The organism is Oceanobacter antarcticus (genome assembly GCF_044962685.1).
Lineage (GTDB): Bacteria > Pseudomonadota > Gammaproteobacteria > Pseudomonadales > Oceanobacteraceae > Oceanobacter > Oceanobacter antarcticus.
Genome location: NZ_JBBKTX010000001.1, coordinates 1 through 16,558, shown reverse-complemented (window position 1 = coordinate 16,558; position 16,558 = coordinate 1). Strand labels below are relative to the sequence as shown.

The window sequence follows — 16,558 nt, the reverse complement described above, 5'->3', positions numbered from 1 at the left end:
ACGTCCGGGAAAGCGCGCAAGGCTTCTGAAAAAGCGCGCATTGATTTGGGCAAACTTTCAATTATACTGGATATGCATACACATCAGATCAAGGAGTGATCAATGACTTCCAGCCCCTTTCTCAATGACATTCGCCGCTTTATGCGCACCCGCGGCTACAGCCTGCGAACCGAGAAAACCTATGTTTACTGGATTCGGTTCTTTATCGTTACCAAAAGCGGAGACATCCCAAAGAGATGGGGGCTGCTGAGGTGGTGCAGTTTCTGGGGTTTCTGGCGAATGATCGTCATGTCTCGGTCAATACTCAGAAGCTGGCCTTGAATGCGTTGGCGTTTCTCTATAACACGTATCTGGAATTGCCTCTGGGCGACCTGGGCTTTCAACATGCCAACAAACCTGCCAAATTGCCTGTGGTGATCTCATCGCAGGAGGTCGGACGAATTCTTGCCGTGATGGACAATCGGGATCGGCTGATATTTTCGCTGCTATTTGGCTCCGGTTTGTGCATTTCTGAATGTTTACGGCTGAGAATCAAGGATTTCGATGCTTCTCGGCGAGCACTGACCGTACACAGCGGCAGATGTTGCCACCACGCAGATCTATACCCATGTGATCGGCCAGCATTTTGCGGGCACTGAAAGTCCGATGGATCGCTTGATGATGTGAACGGCGATCCCTGTCTATCGGATTATCGGACGGATTGACCCTGTAACTTTGCCATTCGCACCAGGTTGTAAGCCATCATGGTCATCTCAAGAACGCTGTTGACCTTCGCCAGCCCCTTCACTTTTAACTGCCGTAAGTGGCCAACGGTCTTGCCCCAGCCGAAGGGTTCTTCGACCCGTTTACGCACAATCTGACTGGCGGCATAAACCCGCTTTATGACTGGTTCGACCATCGATCGCTGAGCCGCCGGGACGTTTGTTATTTCGGGCAACATGGAGCGTGATACGGTGGTTCCTGCATTCCTTCACAAACCCCTTGGTGTCGTAGTTTTTATCTGCGCCCACGGTTTTACCATGAGCCCCCGGCAGTGCTTTTAAAACCCGGACCGGATCATCAATGCTCAGGCCGATAACCAGCGTGTGCTGAATCTGTTCGACCAGTTGCCGTTCGCTGCGAATACTGAAGAGGATTTGCAGCACTCTCAATAAACGCTCCGGAGGAATGGATTCCCGCCCGCGCTCGGAATAGATCAAACTGAGTTTCCAATCGATGTGGGTGAGCGCCTGATCGAACAGGGTTTTGATGGATCGTAAAGGATGATCGTGTGGCACCCGTTCATCCAGTTTGATGGTGGTGAACAAGGCTTCTTGGGTAATGTCAGCGCCATGCATGGGAGTCCGGGAATCCATTGAAAAAGAGTATTTTACCAAAGCCAGTAGACATCAGGGATAAAATCAACAGCCTGAGCCACACCCATCCCGTCAGAAAACAGCGCTGAGGCCCGTCCCCCAGCGCGAGGTACGACCGACATTCAGGCTGAGATAGGGCGACCAGCGCCGCCCAAACAGCGTCATGCCATGCCCGACACTCATCACGTGACGACTCGGGTCTTGTCTGCGGCTACCCGTGCGCCCCTGATAGCTCAGGTTCCAGCCAGCATGACCCAGCCCCGCTCCCCAGGTCAGACCATCCTGCAAATCATAGTAATCACTAGCGCCGCGCCAGCGATAACCCAAAGCGTACCAGGGCACCCAATCTCCCCACTGAGCCAGCGCCCGAAGGCCAATCTCTTCGTCCACGCTGCCGGTGCCCAGACCAGCAGCTGCATCGGCGGTGGGCAACTTCACCTTGGCCCGAACATCCCACCAGTGCTGCCAATGCCGTCGTTGCCCCAGCCGGGTCATCGAGACCCAGGTATCCGCCAGACCACTGGCACTATCGGATTGTAATACCCCCAGAGTGGCACGAATACGTACCAGCGGCGCTTCGACCGGCAGCGTTTTTCCCAGTGTCAGCGTCCAGGACTGCCAGCGTTGATCCGTCTCCGGCACATCGGCCAGGCCGGTGTGATAACCCAGCGTTGCCTGCAAGGGGGCTGACTGGGCCTCAACCGTGCTGGTGCTGACAATACCGACAAGCAATCCACACAGGTACAAGCCAGCCTGTTTCACCGGCTTGGCTGTGCTGAATATGCCGACTCGACTCACCGAACCGTTGATAACTCTACCCATATCGTTGTCCCGTATCGCTGTCCCTGACCATTCACATCACACCAGTGCACCAGTGCACCAAAAATACACATCCCGAAAACACACCAAAAAACACACCAAAAAACAGACTCAAAAAATAACAGAGCAAGGACGCCAGTCTACCAGTCCGCTATGTAACACTTTTATGAAATTTATCTTGCCGGATTGAAATGGGAAATTTTCCCATATAACCTGAACAATAATCGAACCAACGATCCCGCAGAGGAATCCGATCATGGACAGAGACGTCATAACCCATTTCCGCACCATCGCAACGACGGTGCTGATCAGCGCTATCCTCACTGCCTGCCAGAGCGATAGTGACAGCAAGGGTGTGAATCTGGATGCCGAACTGAAAAACGCCACCACATTGGAAAACTACCTCAAACGCGGTTATATCAATCAATATTCAGAGTCGACCAATACCAGCACCGAAGTCGACACCGCGTCACCAGCAACCGACACAGATACCAGCGCCGATGACTCAACCGGTGGGAATTACTCCGTAACCAACACCCAGGAAAGCGGCGTCGACGAAGCCGATCTGGTCAAACAGAACGGCAGCTACCTCTATGCCGTCCAGCAGCCGCTGCCTGCCTGGCTCGACCCCAGCGGCACAACAGCACCCAAAATTCTCAGTTGGGCCACCCACACCAACCCGGTCAGTAGCAGCCTGCAAGGCAGCGTCACGCTGGCGGGAGCTTATGACGTAGAAGGTTTGTATTTGCAGGACAACCGGCTGATTGCACTGACCCGCTCAGGGCTCGACCCCAGCCGCAACGATCTCGCCACAACACGGGCATCAGACAGCTACTACAACCCCTGGTACTGGCAGTCGTACAGCACCGATGTGCGCGTACTCGACCTCAGTACACCCGCTCAGCCGAACCAGAATTATCAACTGAGTATCGAAGGCTATCTGATCAGCAGCCGTGTGATAAATGGCCAGCTATATATGGCAACCAAGTTCACCCCGACGATCAGTCCCCCCGACAACAGCAATGAGTATGGCGATAACGTCTCGATTGCCAGCTGGCAACACACCGTGCTCGACACCCCTCTGAGCGAGCTGTTACCCCGGATCTGGATCAACGGTGAACAAACCGGACACCTGTTCGAAGATGGCGACTGTCACGTACCCGATCTGGCTCAGGGAGGCTATCCCAGCATCGTCGCACTGGTGCGAATCAACCTGAATAACCCGACCGACTGGGAAGCCAGCTGCAACAGCGGTCGTATCACCGGAGTCTACGCCTCAACCGACGCGTTTATTATGACGGGTTACGACAATAGCCACTGGGATAGCACCCGCCTCGACTGGTACACGCTTGATGGTCTGACGCTGAAAGCCAGTGGCGCAGTACCTGGCACACTGGACGGCAGCATGCCCGGCTTCCGCCTCAGCGAGCAAGACGGCAACCTGCGTATTCTGACCTCCAGCTGGAACTGGTGGTTCTGGGAAGACGTGCTCATCGACGACGTTGCCACCCTGGAGTCCAGCTCCAGCACCACGGCTGTCGCCGCCAACAGCACCGATCTAATGGAAAGCAGCGACTGGCAACACCGCCTGTTTATCGTCACCCCCGCCAGCGATGGCACTCTGGATCTGATCTCACAGCTACCCAACGCCAGCCGCACCACCGTGATTGGCAAACCGGGAGAAGACGTCAAGGCGGTGCGTTATCGCGGTGACCGCGCTTATGTGGTGACTTTTCAGCAAACCGACCCGCTGTACGTGTTGAATCTCAGTGATGCCAGTGATCCTTTCGTGGAAGGCGAACTGGAGATCACCGGGTTCTCGGCCTACCTGCATCCGCTGTCCGACTCACTGCTACTGGGCATTGGCCAGGACGCCGACAGCAGCGGCCGCACAGCAGGCCTGAAACTTACCTTGTTTAATACCTCGGATGCTGCCAACCCGACGGCGATCAATAGCACCCTGCTGGGTGGACGCGGCTCCAGCGCCGACATTCTTCAGGATCACCACGCCGCCAGCTTTCTGGCGACCGACAGCGGGGTGCGGTTGGCATTTACCTGGTCTCATTACGACGAAAACAACGGCTATCAATGGCTAGGGGACAAGATCTATATCGCCGACATCAACACCAGCACCCAAACCCTCACCGAAATACTCAACACCAACTACCTCGAACCCAACGACGAAAGCTACGCCAACTACTGGTACAGCTATCAATACACCCGAGTGCCATTACAAGCCGATGGCCTGCATCTGGTTAACAACGGCGAGGTAACCTCCGGCTCAGTCACAGATTGGACGGCACAATAAGCCGCCAGACTAAACCCGCGACCGCAAGCACAGCAACGGCAGACCCAGGTTGCTGACGGAGTCTGCCGTCCTCTTTCTAACAAGACTCTTTTACGGCTCTTTACCACAAAAGGACTTTCGCCATGATCCATAACCACCAGACCCCAGTACACCACTGGAGAGCATTGTTATTAACAAGCCTGCTACTGGCCGCTTGCGGTAGCGACGAACAGAGTGACAGTTCATTAACCTCGTCCACGCAAGTTGGCAGCGCTACCGAAGACAGTTTGACAGAAACCTCTTTACCCGATGAACCAACTTCCGAAATCGACACCACGGATCTGAGTTACTTCTATTTTTCTTATGACGACTCCGCCAGCACCGCTTCCCGTGATCTGACGCTCTTTTACCTCGACCAGGGCCAGGCACCGCTGGCCAACTGGGGTCGGGCTTACGAATACCTCAATGCAGAAACCTTTGGTGCCTTCAACAGCCAGACGGTGGGGCCATTTGAGGTCTCTATCGGTGCCTACAACACCACTGCCAGCGAGTTGATGGTCAACTCGGAGCACGCGTATTTCACCGCCCTCGGTATTGATATACAAGGCCCAAGCCTGAGCAAAGACGCGCGCGACAATCTGGTGTTAACCCTCCTGGTCGACACCTCCGGCTCCATGGACAGCCCTTTCTACAACGGTACATATGAAACCATTGATGGCCTCGATACCCGTATCGAGCTGGTGAAATACAGCCTCGATAAACTGCGTTTCAGCCTCAAGGCCGGCGATGTCGTGAATCTGGTCGAATTCAATACCGCTGCCAGCACCCTGCTCGAAGGCTGGCACTACGACCTGGACTCAGGCTCAGATACTGTCAATACCGCAGCACTCACCAGCTACTTCGACCAACTGGTGGCCAATGGCAGCACCAATCTGGATGCCGGTATTCAACAAGCCTACCGCGTTGCCTTACGAACCTTCGATGCCAGCAAGGACAACCGCGTCATCATGCTGACCGACGCCTACGCCAATACCGGTGAAACCAATGTCGATGTTATTGCTAACAACCTGACCCTCAATGATCAGGAAGGCATCTATTTTTCCGGCATTGGGATTGGCGCGGACTTCGACTCCGATTTTCTGGATGAACTGACCGACACCGGTAAAGGCACCTACTCCGCCATGGTGACACCGGCAGACGCCAGCCGCCTGTTTGGCGACGGTTTTATGCGCTTTGTCGATGTCGCCGTACGGGACGTGCTGTTTATGCTCGACTACCCACCAAACTGGGAGCACGGGGTATCGGCAGCTGAAGAATCTTCCACCGACGCCGACGCCATCCAGACCATCAACTACTCCTATAACAGCGAACAGTTTTTCTTTGAAGCCTTCTCCGCCGATACAGACTTTGCCAGCAGCGATGAAATTACCCTGCAGATTCGCTGGAAAGATAACGACGGCGTGACCCAACAAGACAGCCTGACCGTCACCATGGGCGACATACTCGACACCGGAACCAGCCAGATTCAGGCCGCCGCCGCAGTAACGGCACTCGCAGAACTGGTTTCCACCAACACCCACTGCAGCGATATAGCAGCATCAGGGTTACTGTCGTTAAATAATGAGCATGACACCTATCTCCGTTACAAAACCGCCATCGAAGATTACTGCTCAATCACCAGCGACGTTCACTACGCTGATTGATAGGTCATTTTAATCTCACGATCACTATCACTAACCCGGAGCGCGGGCAGCTTGCCCGCAATTCAAGACAACCGCAGCCTGCGGTGATTATTCTTTAAGCAATGACCGTGCAAGACAAAAAAAAAATAGCTAAGCTTATGGAACTTTGTTGCTAGCCCAGAAACACCAGCCCCACGCGATGGCCACACCCCTGCAATGCGCCTGGTGCAACCACCGGTCGCCTTGAGCACAAAGGTTGTGCAGACCTGTCCAGGGAATGGTGCCAATACGACCAATCAGATCAACAACATGGATTCAGGATCAGGACTATGACAAAACGTTCACTGCTTGCCGTAACGATTGCCACACTGGGGGCCGCCAGTGTCCAGGCGACTCCTTTTTTGCCGATGGATGCCCGCGGCCTGGCGATGGGTAACACCGGTGTTGCCAGCGCCCAGCGCGCCCATGCGCCATCCTACAACCCGTCGCTGCTGTCGCAGGCAGAACACGATGATGATTTTGCCATTCTGATTCCACAGTTCGGTATTTCAGTAGCCGATGAAGCGGAAATGTACGACACCTTTGTCGATATGAACGATGATTTGATACCGGAATTTGAAGCCCTGTTTGATAACGCGGAAAGCGACAACTTCGACAAGCACATCGAAGCGCTGGATCAGGCTTCCCAGGCTTTATATGACGCTCTGAACGGCCTGTCGGCTACGGACGTTAACAATGTCGATGCCACCATCGCCAATCTGCGCGCCAAAAATGCCGACTTGCAAACCGCCCTGACCACAGTGACTGCAGATATCAACGACGTCGACAACCTGACGGATCAACTGACCAGCGACCTGAACTCGGTTTCAGGCAACCCGCTCAGCGGTCGCCTGGGTGCTTCAGCGGCAATCGCCTTTCCGGGCAAACGCTTTGCCGCCGCCATCAGTCTTTCTGGGAACGTTACCTTTTCTGGCCGGGCCTACTTCAGCCCGGAAGATAACAACCTGATCAATGGGTACGCTGATGCCGCCAACGGTTACGCCAGCGATGCCCAAGCGCTGACGACCGACTTTGATACCTTGCTGGATGGCGCAGAAAACGGTGATGTGACCGAAGCCCAGTTAACAGCCATTACCGATCAGGCTCAGTCCACCAGCAACTATACGTCGGACACCATCACTACCGCATCGGGTGACATCAGCATTATCGAAGATGGGCAACTGAGCTCTGAAGCTGAAGACGCCGACTTGAACTCCCGTCTGGAGCTGGTTGGTGTTGCGGTCTCTGATCTCGGTGTTTCCTTTTCCCGTGAATTCAGCTTCTGGGAGAAAAAAATCGCCATTGGTATTACGCCAAAATTGCAACGCGTCATCACTCTCCACTACGTCACTGAAGCCGACTATGATGGTGATATTGATGAGCAGGATCTCGAAGATTCCTCCGAAACCTTTAACCAGTTTAACGTCGACCTTGGCGCTTCGTTCCGCTTTGGCTCCACCAACAAATGGGTATTTGGTCTGGTCGGTAAAAACCTGATCAGCAAAACCTACGAAACCAAACCCGCCGAAGTTCGTGGTGCGGTTGTGACCACCTATCAGGACGGCCCGGAAATTTCACTGAAGCCGCAATACCGCGCGGGTCTGGCCTTTAATGGCGACTGGACAACCGTCGCCATCGACGTTGACCTCACGGAAAACGACCCGATTGCCTGGGAAAATCCGACCCAATACGCCGCCATTGGTGCAGAATTTGATGTTTTTGATACCCTGCAGCTACGTGCCGGTTACCGCACCAATCTGAGTGTATCTGATGCTGAAGTCGCCTCAATCGGTTTCGGCTTCTCGCCATTTGGATTGCATATCGACATCGCCGCCATGGCTAACCCTAACGATGTCGAAAAAGAAGCCGGTGTCGCACTGGAAACCGGTTTTTACTTCTGATACACGCCCTGGCGTTTCCAGCAGGAAACCTCAGCTGCACGATTAAAACGCCAGCGGGTGACAAGCCCGCTGGCGTTTTTTATGCTTCCGACTTGGCAAATCGGGCTTCCGCACGCTTTCAGGATAACAATCACCATGCAATCTTATCTGGTCGGCGGTGCCGTCCGCGACGCACTGTTGGGTATTCCGGTCAAGGATCGGGACTGGGTCGTGACAGGCGCAACACCACAGCAGTTAGTTGATCTCGGCTACCAACAGGTTGGCGCAGACTTCCCGGTCTTCCTGCACCCTCAAACTCACGAGGAATACGCCCTGGCGCGTACCGAACGCAAGTCTGGCAAAGGCTATCAAGGCTTCGAGTGCCGCTTCAGCCCCGACATTACGCTGGAACAAGACCTGCTACGCCGTGACCTCACCATCAACGCCATGGCGCAACGGGATGACGGCAGTCTGGTCGATCCCTACGGTGGTCAACAGGATCTGAACAACCGCCTGCTGCGCCACGTATCACCGGCCTTTATGGAAGACCCGCTGCGGGTATTACGCGTAGCCCGCTTTGCTGCTCGCCTGGCCCCGCTTGGTTTCACGGTGGCGGACGAAACACAATCATTGATGCGCGATATGGTGAATGCCGGAGAGCTTGATCACCTGGTACCAGAACGGGTCTGGCAAGAAACCCAGCGTGCCCTGCAGGAAAAGCAGCCTGCCACCTACTTCCAGGTACTGCGCGACTGCGGCGCGCTGAAACTCTGGTTCGCAGAAATTGACGCCCTGTTCGGTGTCCCTCAGCCGCCACAACACCATCCAGAAATCGACTGCGGCGTACACGCCCTGATGTCGCTAAACGCCAGCGTCCCGCTGTCTGACCAGGTAGCAGTCCGCTGGGCAGCACTGACGCACGATCTCGGCAAGGCACTCACGCCGCCGGAAGAATGGCCCCGCCATATCGCTCATGAAGCACGGGGTGTCAAACCTGCCAAACAACTCGCCAAGCGCCTGAAAGCACCCAAAGACGCTGCCGAACTGTCGGTACTGGCCAGCCAGTGGCACACCCATGTACATCGGGCACAGGAGCTGCGGCCGGAAACCTTATTGAAGCTATTGGATGGCGTGGATGTGTGGCGCAGGCCGGAACGGTTTGAACAGCTCCTGCTGGTCGCCAAAGCGGATTCCAGAGGCAGAACAGGGTTTGAACAATGTGACTACCCGCAAGTGGAATACCTGCAGCAAGCGCTCCAACAAGCCCTGACCATCACAGCGAAAGACGTAATGGTCAATGGCATAACCGGCGCCGAGATTCGTCCGGCATTGGCAGAGGCCAGAAAGGCCCGCCTGGGAAGCTGGAAAGCAGCTCAGGTCTGCTGACCGGAGATTCAAGCAGGTTGCTGTTTGCAATACGCCACGCAAAAATCAGCGGGAGGGACTATCTGCTCAAGTGGCTGTGAGGCCAGGGCTGGCCAGAAACTGTCAAAGCGCTGGAGACTCGATGGGCAACTCAGTTCAGGTTCAATATCCAGCAATGGCCGCAACACAAACGCACAACGCCGGATATCCCCCCGTGGCAGGGAATGTCCTTCGTACTGACCGACCAGATCGTCATACAGCAACACATCGACATCCAGCGTGCGCGATGAAAACTTCACCGCATCCGGTGCCCGGCCAAAATCCAGCTCCAGCTGTTTCAGTACGCGGCCCAACTGCGGCAAGGATAAATCGGTCGAGACCTTGACCACCAGGTTGATAAACGCCGGACCATCGAATCCCATCGCCGGAGAACGATACCAGGGAGAAATTTTCTCCAGCTGCAGCTTGGCGCTCAAGACTCGAAGGCCATCGGTGATATTACGCTCGGCTTGCTGATTGGAGCCAACCCCCAAATAGACAATGGCCAACTAGAATACCCCACGTTCGATTTTAAGCCCCACCGCTCGCGCTTGCGGAACAACGGCTGGTTTTTCCACCCGAATAGACAACCAGGGCATGCCGAATTCCTGCAACAGCCCAGCAGACAAGCGTTCCAGCAGCGATTCCAGCAACTGAAAATGCTGCTGCTGCACAAAACCCTCAATGTATTCCGTCACCGCCTGATAGTTCAATGCGAAAGTCAGATCATCGGTTGCGGCCGCCTGGCGAATATCCCAGGCCATCTCCAGGTCAAACACCAGCGGTTGGCGCACCTGTTTTTCCCATTCATACACACCAATGACCGCATCCACCTTGAGACCATCAATAAAGACCTTATCCATCCACCGCCTCCGCATCAACGGAATGTGCGACCGCAGGCAAATCCACCAATGGCCAGCGCGGCACCACCGCCACTGCCAGATCCGAACATTGACCAGCGGCCAGACGCTGCGCTCCGGCGTAAGCAATCATGGCACCGTTATCGGTGCAAAATTCTGGCCGGGGATAATACACCGCCCCGCCCATCGCTTCCGCAGTCACTCGCAGCTGTTCACGCAAACGTACATTCGCCCCGACACCACCGGCTATAATCAGGCGCTTGATACCGGTTTGTTGCATCGCTCGCTTGCACTTCAGCGACAAGGTATCCACCACTGCTGCCTGAAACCCGGCAGCAATATCGGCCTTGTCGGTACCGGCCAGCACGCCATCCACCGCCAATGCCAGAATTTTGGTACGAGTAAAAGTTTTCAGACCGCTAAAGCTGAAATCCAGCCCCGGACGGTCTGTCATCGGTCGCGGAAACGCAAACCGCTTGTCGTCTCCGGTTGCTGCCAGTTTGCTCAGGGCCGGGCCGCCGGGGTATGGCAAACCCATCATTTTTGCGGCCTTGTCAAAGGCTTCACCTGCAGCATCATCGAGTGACTCACCCAACAAGGTATACCGACCAATGCCATCAACCTGTACCAGCTGGGTGTGACCACCCGACACCAGCAGAGCAACAAATGGAAACGGCGGTGGGTTGTCTTCCAGCATCGGAGCCAACAAATGGCCTTCCATATGATGTACACCAATCGCAGGTTTGCCCAAGGCCCAGGCCAAACTGCGCCCGAAACAGGCGCCGACCAGTAGAGCACCAACCAGACCTGGCCCGGAGGTATAAGCAATGCCGTCGAGATCGCTCACCGTGATGCCAGCTTCTGCCAGTGCTTCGTGAATCAGCGGCAGGGTCTTGCGGACATGGTCACGCGACGCCAGTTCCGGCACCACACCGCCATATTCGGCATGTACGGCTATCTGGGAATACAGTCGATGTGCTATCAACCCGTGCCGGGTATCATAGATGGCGATACCGGTTTCATCGCAGGACGTCTCCAGACCCAGTACAATCACGCCAAACCCTTCAACACACGCATCTACCCGCTCCTGATTGTGATCGACCAGCCTCAAGAACACCTTGCAGCGGCCAACAAGCCGCCCATAATACGGCCCAGTCGATCGAAAGCCAACCAAACAGATCTCCAAGGCTTTGCATTACACTGCAAAAAACATTAGAATGCCCGCCCTCTAACTGGGGTCCATGCAGGAATATCCTGAATCATCGGCCTCGACCAAAGAATTCAGCTAAAACGTAGGTGATTGGATGCCAGCTGTAAAAGTTAAAGAAAACGAGCCATTCGACGTAGCACTGCGTCGCTTCAAGCGTGCCTGTGAAAAGGCCGGTGTACTGTCTGAAGTACGTCGTCGCGAACACTACGAAAAGCCAACCTGGATCCGCAAGCGCCAGGCAGCGGCTGCCGTCAAGCGCCACCTGAAGAAAGTACAGCGCGAATCACGTAAAATGGTTCGTCTCTACTGATTTTGTTCTGAATAACCAAAGGAGCCACCATGAGTACTCTGGTTGAACAGGTAAAAGCGGCAGTAAAAGATGCCATGCGCGCCAAGCAAAAAGATCGTCTGGGTGCGTTACGCATGCTGACCGCCGAGTTCAAACGGGTCGAGGTGGACGAGCGTATTGATGTTGATGACGCCCGTGCTCTGGTTATTCTCGACAAAATGACCAAACAACGTCGTGACTCTCTTGCCCAATATACGGCAGCAGGTCGCGATGAGTTGGCAGCAGTTGAGCAGTTCGAAATCGACGTGCTCAGCGAATTTCTGCCAACGGCTCTGAGCGAAGATGAGCTGAGCCAGCTCGTTGCTGATGCCATTGCACAGTCCGGTGCTGCCTCTGTGCAGGACATGGGTAACGTTATGGGCATCCTCAAACCACAGGTGCAAGGCCGCGCAGATATGGCGCAAGTCAGCCGAATGGTGAAATCCCAACTCGGTTAAGCGGCTGGACAGACACCAACGCCAGAGTCAAAACGCCACTTTTTTACAGTGGCGTTTTTTGTTTTCTGCTACCTTCATTTACTCTATACCGCAGGTGTAGTTATCTACGGGCTGAAAAAATCGATGGCGGGCCGAATTCCACAGGCATTTATTGATGAACTGCTCTCCCGCACCGACGTCGTCGATGTGGTGGACAGCCGTGTCAAACTCAAAAAAGCCGGAAAAAACTACTCCGCTTGCTGCCCGTTTCACAACGAAAACACGCCATCTTTTACCGTCAGCCGTGAAAAGCAGTTCTACTATTGCTTTGGCTGCGGCGCATCCGGCACGGCATTAAAGTTCGTGATGGAATTTGACGGCCTGAGCTTTCCCGATGCCGTTGAAAAACTGGCCAGCAGTGTCGGACTGGATGTCCCTCGCGACCAGCAAAGCCAGGATATGGAACGCCAGCAGCAAGAGCAGCAACCACTCTATCGACAACTATCCCTTGCCGCCGATTTTTATACCCACCAACTGCGCCAGCATGACCAACGCCAGCGGGCGGTCGACTACCTTAAAGGCCGGGGGCTATCGGGCAAGGCGGCAAAGTTTTTTGCCATCGGCTACGCACCACCCGGCTGGGACAACCTGATCGGCAGCCTCGGCACCACACCTGCTGATGTCAAACAACTGGTTACCTCTGGCATGCTGATCGAAAAAGACGATGGCCGTCACTATGACCGCTTTCGCGATCGCATCATGTTCCCGATACGGGATATTCGCGGCCGGATCATTGCCTTTGGAGGCCGGGTACTAGGTGACGACAAACCCAAATACCTGAACTCACCGGAAACTCCGGTATTCCAGAAAAACAAGGAACTTTACGGTCTGTATGAAGCGCGCAAGATTCGCCAGAAGCTGAACCGCATCATGATCGTAGAAGGCTATATGGATGTAGTGGCACTGGCCGAATACGGTATTCACTATGCGGTTGCGACCCTCGGCACAGCCACCAGCGAACACCACCTGCGACGTTTGTTCAAACTGGTTCCTGAACTGATTTTTTGCTTCGATGGCGATCAGGCAGGTCGGACCGCAGCTGCCAGAGCCATGGAAACAGTACTACCCATCCTCGAAGATGGCTTGCAAGCGCGCTTCCTGTTTTTACCTGATGGCGAAGATCCAGACACGCTGGTACGCAAGGAAGGCAAGGAAGCCTTTGAAAAACGCCTGAATCAATCCCGTCACCTGCCGGAATTCCTGTTTGACCACCTCAAGCAACAGGTCGATTTCGACAGCCTTGATGGCAAGGCACGACTGGATCAGCTGGCCGCTCCGCTGATCAGCAAAATCCCGCGCGGCACACTGCGCGATCTGATGATTGCGGAACTGGAAAAACAACTGGGTGTTCACAGCCGGGCAATGGACAAAATCAACGCCGCCGATACAAGCGCTACCAACCAGCTTCATTCCCAGCAGCCAGCCACTGAGCCGCTCCCTGACGCTGACCCTCATGGGTCAGACAACACCCCCAGCTGGCTGACCGAACTCGACAGTGACAACCTCGACAACAACAGTGACACCCCAAATAACCAGCGTCTGATACCCGTAGTCGAGCGCGCCCTATCTGCCTTGGTACGCAACCCGGTTCTCGCCAGCCAGCTCGACACTGTCGAATTTGAACCCTTCACCGACCGGGAGCGCCTTTTATTGGAAGTTGTAAAAAAGCTGCACCAGTCACCACAATCCAGCAGCATAGGTTTGCTGATCCAGTGGATCGGTACACCCTTCCATGCCGAACTGACGCGTATTGCCAACCACAATGAAACGCCAGTCAAACCCGTTATCGCCGAAGTCAGCAATGCCATCAAACGCCTCTCAACCCGCCAGACAGAGAGTGAATACCAGTCACTCCTGGCCCGCTACCACAGCAAAGAGAGCCGCCGACAAATGAACTCAGACGAGATACAACAGCTTAAAACCTACCAACGCCAACGCCGCGAACTCACAGCCGGGCGTGGTGAGATTTACCTGAATAATCCACATCAGCGCTAGACCAGGTCTATGCTGCTTGAAAAAACAACCATTCATCCCCATATGGATAAGTCGTTCCAGAAATGCCCCGACTCAACCAACCGAGTCCTTGTTGTATATTTTATTCACAGCCCGGATGGAACCCATCCCGTTGGCTCTGGCCTAAAACCGGTCAAAAAGATATACTTCGGCGCTTTTCTTGCCACGCCTGATACCAACGGATCACAGGGCCCCTATGTCAGCGAATACCCAACAGTCCCGATTGAAAGAACTCATTGCCAAAGGTAAAGAGCAAGGCTACCTCACCTATGCTCAGGTGAACGACCACCTGCCAGATGACATTGCCAACCCTGATCAGGTTGAAGACATCATCCGTATGATTAACGACATCGGTATTCCGGTATCGGAAGTGGCTCCCGATGGCGAAGCGCTGTTTATGAACGATGCCGCTGATGATGCCGCTGCCGAAGAAGCCGCCGCCGCATTAGCCTCAGTCGAAAGCGATGTTGGCCGCACCACAGACCCTGTCCGTATGTATATGCGTGAAATGGGCACCGTTGAGCTGCTGACCCGCGAAGGCGAGATCGTGATCGCCAAGCGTATCGAAGAAGGCATCCGCGAAGTGATGTCGGCGCTGTCTTACTACCCAGGTGCAGTACAGACCATCCTCAAGGCATTTGCAGATGCCGAGCAGGATCCGAACCGCATTGGCGATATCTTCAATGGCTTTATCGACCCATCCGATGAAGACCCGGAACCAGGCCCGCAAAGCGGTCCTGATGCCGTTGTTGAAGAAACAGACGACGCAGCGACAACAGACGATGACGACGACTCCGAAGCGGAATCCGGTATCGACCTGACCGAAGTCAACCGTCGCTTTGAAGAAATCTACGACGCCCACGAAGCCGTGCTCGCCTCGATTGAACAACATGGTCGCGCCAGCAAGGAATCCGAAGCGGCACTGTTAGCGTTGGCTTCCGTGTTTGCACCGATCAAGCTGTCGCCCAAACATTTCGAAAATCTGGTGACCAACGCCCGTGAAGCCTTGAACGCCATCCGTACCCAGGAACGTCAAATCATGATGATGATGACGCGCAAGTGCGGAATGGATCGTAAAGACTTCATCAAATTCTTTCAGGGCAACGAAGTCGACAATGACTGGATTGAAGGCCTTATTGCTTCAAACAAGTCCTACTCGAAAAAACTCGACACCTACAAACTCGATATCTTCCGCGCCCAGCGCAAAATACAAGCCGTTGAAGCCCGTGTTGGCCTGAGCATTCCAGAAATTAAGGAAGTGAACCGCCGCGTTTCCATCGGTGAAGCCCGCGCCCGCCGTGCCAAGAAAGAAATGGTCGAAGCCAACCTGCGTCTGGTTATCTCGATCGCCAAGAAGTACACCAACCGGGGGTTGCAATTCCTGGATCTGATACAGGAAGGCAACATCGGCCTGATGAAAGCGGTCGACAAGTTCGAATACCGTCGTGGTTACAAGTTCTCCACCTATGCAACCTGGTGGATTCGTCAGGCCATTACCCGTTCGATCGCCGACCAGGCACGCACCATCCGTATTCCGGTGCACATGATTGAAACCATCAACAAGCTGAACCGAATCAGCCGCCAGATGCTGCAGGAAATGGGACGGGAACCAACGCCGGAAGAATTGGCTGAACGCATGGAAATGCCGGAAGACAAGATCCGCAAGGTACTGAAAATCGCCAAAGAGCCCATCTCCATGGAAACGCCGATTGGCGACGATGAAGATTCGCACCTGGGAGATTTTATCGAGGATGCGCACTCCGAATCGCCGATGGACACCGCCACCAACGACGGCCTGACCGAAGCAACCCGCTCCGTTCTGTCCGGCCTGACGGCTCGTGAAGCCAAGGTACTGCGAATGCGCTTCGGTATCGATATGAACACTGACCACACCCTGGAAGAAGTCGGCAAACAGTTCGATGTCACCCGCGAGCGTATTCGACAAATCGAAGCCAAGGCATTACGCAAGCTACGTCATCCCAGCCGCTCAGACCACTTGCGCAGCTTTATCGACGAATAGTCGTGTAATCGACCAGCATGATATAAAAAAACCGGCTTTGCGCTAATGCTGTTCACTTAAGCCATTTACTCATCTGAGCAGTATCTGGAAAATCCGATGTCAGACCATGACATCGGATTTTTTTATGTCCATTCAGCAAGATCTTCTCGACCTAGACGAACTCT

General features: G+C 54.5%; 12 protein-coding genes and 2 pseudogenes. 9 read left to right on the top strand and 5 right to left on the bottom strand.

What is annotated here, in order from left to right; genetic code table 11:
* Nucleotides 1-102 precede the first annotated feature (102 nt).
* Nucleotides 103-638 (top strand): annotated as a pseudogene (locus WG929_RS00070) (phage integrase N-terminal SAM-like domain-containing protein).
* Nucleotides 639-688: 50 nt separating this feature from the next.
* On the opposite strand, the pseudogene WG929_RS00065 reads toward WG929_RS00070, so the two are convergent.
* A pseudogene (locus WG929_RS00065) lies at nt 689-1,337 on the bottom strand (transposase).
* Nucleotides 1,338-1,427: 90 nt separating this feature from the next.
* On the bottom strand, nt 1,428-2,177 hold the full coding sequence (locus WG929_RS00060) for a transporter (RefSeq protein WP_369855327.1): 750 nt from the start codon (nt 2,175-2,177) through the stop codon (nt 1,428-1,430).
* Nucleotides 2,178-2,430: 253 nt separating this feature from the next.
* Here WG929_RS00060 and WG929_RS00055 point away from each other — a divergent pair, with 253 nt between their 5' ends.
* The 4 genes from WG929_RS00055 to WG929_RS00040 all read left to right on the top strand — a co-directional run bounded on the left by WG929_RS00055 (nt 2,431) and on the right by WG929_RS00040 (nt 9,448).
* The gene (locus WG929_RS00055) at nt 2,431-4,482 is read left to right on the top strand and encodes a beta-propeller domain-containing protein (RefSeq protein ID WP_416204381.1); all 2,052 of its coding nucleotides are present in this window, start codon (nt 2,431-2,433) and stop codon (nt 4,480-4,482) included.
* A gap of 122 nt (nt 4,483-4,604) precedes the next feature.
* Entirely contained in the window at nt 4,605-6,164 is a 1,560-nt protein-coding gene (locus tag WG929_RS00050) for a vWA domain-containing protein (RefSeq protein WP_416204380.1), read from the top strand.
* Nucleotides 6,165-6,472: 308 nt separating this feature from the next.
* Entirely contained in the window at nt 6,473-8,083 is a 1,611-nt protein-coding gene (gene traF / locus WG929_RS00045; protein WP_416204379.1) for a conjugal transfer protein TraF, read from the top strand.
* A 135-nt stretch (nt 8,084-8,218) separates the two neighbouring features.
* A complete protein-coding gene (locus WG929_RS00040; protein WP_416204378.1) occupies nt 8,219-9,448 on the top strand; it encodes a multifunctional CCA addition/repair protein in 1,230 nt (409 codons plus the stop codon).
* A gap of 8 nt (nt 9,449-9,456) precedes the next feature.
* Here the strand turns inward: WG929_RS00040 and folK are convergent, their stop codons facing one another.
* From folK to tsaD, 3 genes are read right to left on the bottom strand one after another with little or no spacing between them, the layout of a single operon-like run.
* Nucleotides 9,457-9,975, bottom strand: a complete 519-nt coding sequence (gene folK / locus WG929_RS00035) for a 2-amino-4-hydroxy-6-hydroxymethyldihydropteridine diphosphokinase (RefSeq protein WP_416204377.1) — start codon at nt 9,973-9,975, stop codon at nt 9,457-9,459.
* Nucleotides 9,976-10,329 (bottom strand): dihydroneopterin aldolase, encoded by a 354-nt coding sequence (gene folB, locus WG929_RS00030; protein WP_416204376.1) that lies wholly within the window; start codon nt 10,327-10,329, stop codon nt 9,976-9,978. It lies immediately after the preceding gene.
* Nucleotides 10,322-11,380: a tRNA (adenosine(37)-N6)-threonylcarbamoyltransferase complex transferase subunit TsaD gene (gene tsaD / locus WG929_RS00025; RefSeq protein ID WP_416204604.1), complete on the bottom strand. Its 1,059-nt coding sequence runs from the start codon at nt 11,378-11,380 to the stop codon at nt 10,322-10,324. Before tsaD ends, folB begins: the two co-directional genes overlap by 8 nt.
* Nucleotides 11,381-11,630: 250 nt before the next feature.
* Between tsaD and rpsU the strand changes: the two genes are divergently transcribed.
* The 4 genes from rpsU to rpoD all read left to right on the top strand — a co-directional run bounded on the left by rpsU (nt 11,631) and on the right by rpoD (nt 16,394).
* Nucleotides 11,631-11,846, top strand: coding sequence for a 30S ribosomal protein S21 (gene rpsU / locus WG929_RS00020; protein WP_416204375.1), 216 nt, complete (start codon nt 11,631-11,633; stop codon nt 11,844-11,846).
* A 29-nt stretch (nt 11,847-11,875) separates the two neighbouring features.
* Nucleotides 11,876-12,322, top strand: coding sequence for a GatB/YqeY domain-containing protein (locus tag WG929_RS00015; RefSeq protein WP_416204374.1), 447 nt, complete (start codon nt 11,876-11,878; stop codon nt 12,320-12,322).
* A gap of 123 nt (nt 12,323-12,445) precedes the next feature.
* Nucleotides 12,446-14,356 carry a DNA primase gene (gene dnaG / locus WG929_RS00010; RefSeq protein ID WP_416204373.1) on the top strand — a complete coding sequence of 637 codons (1,911 nt, stop codon included), beginning with the start codon at nt 12,446-12,448 and terminating at the stop codon, nt 14,354-14,356.
* Nucleotides 14,357-14,570: 214 nt separating this feature from the next.
* Nucleotides 14,571-16,394 (top strand): RNA polymerase sigma factor RpoD, encoded by a 1,824-nt coding sequence (gene rpoD, locus WG929_RS00005; protein ID WP_416204372.1) that lies wholly within the window; start codon nt 14,571-14,573, stop codon nt 16,392-16,394.
* Nucleotides 16,395-16,558 lie beyond the last annotated feature (164 nt).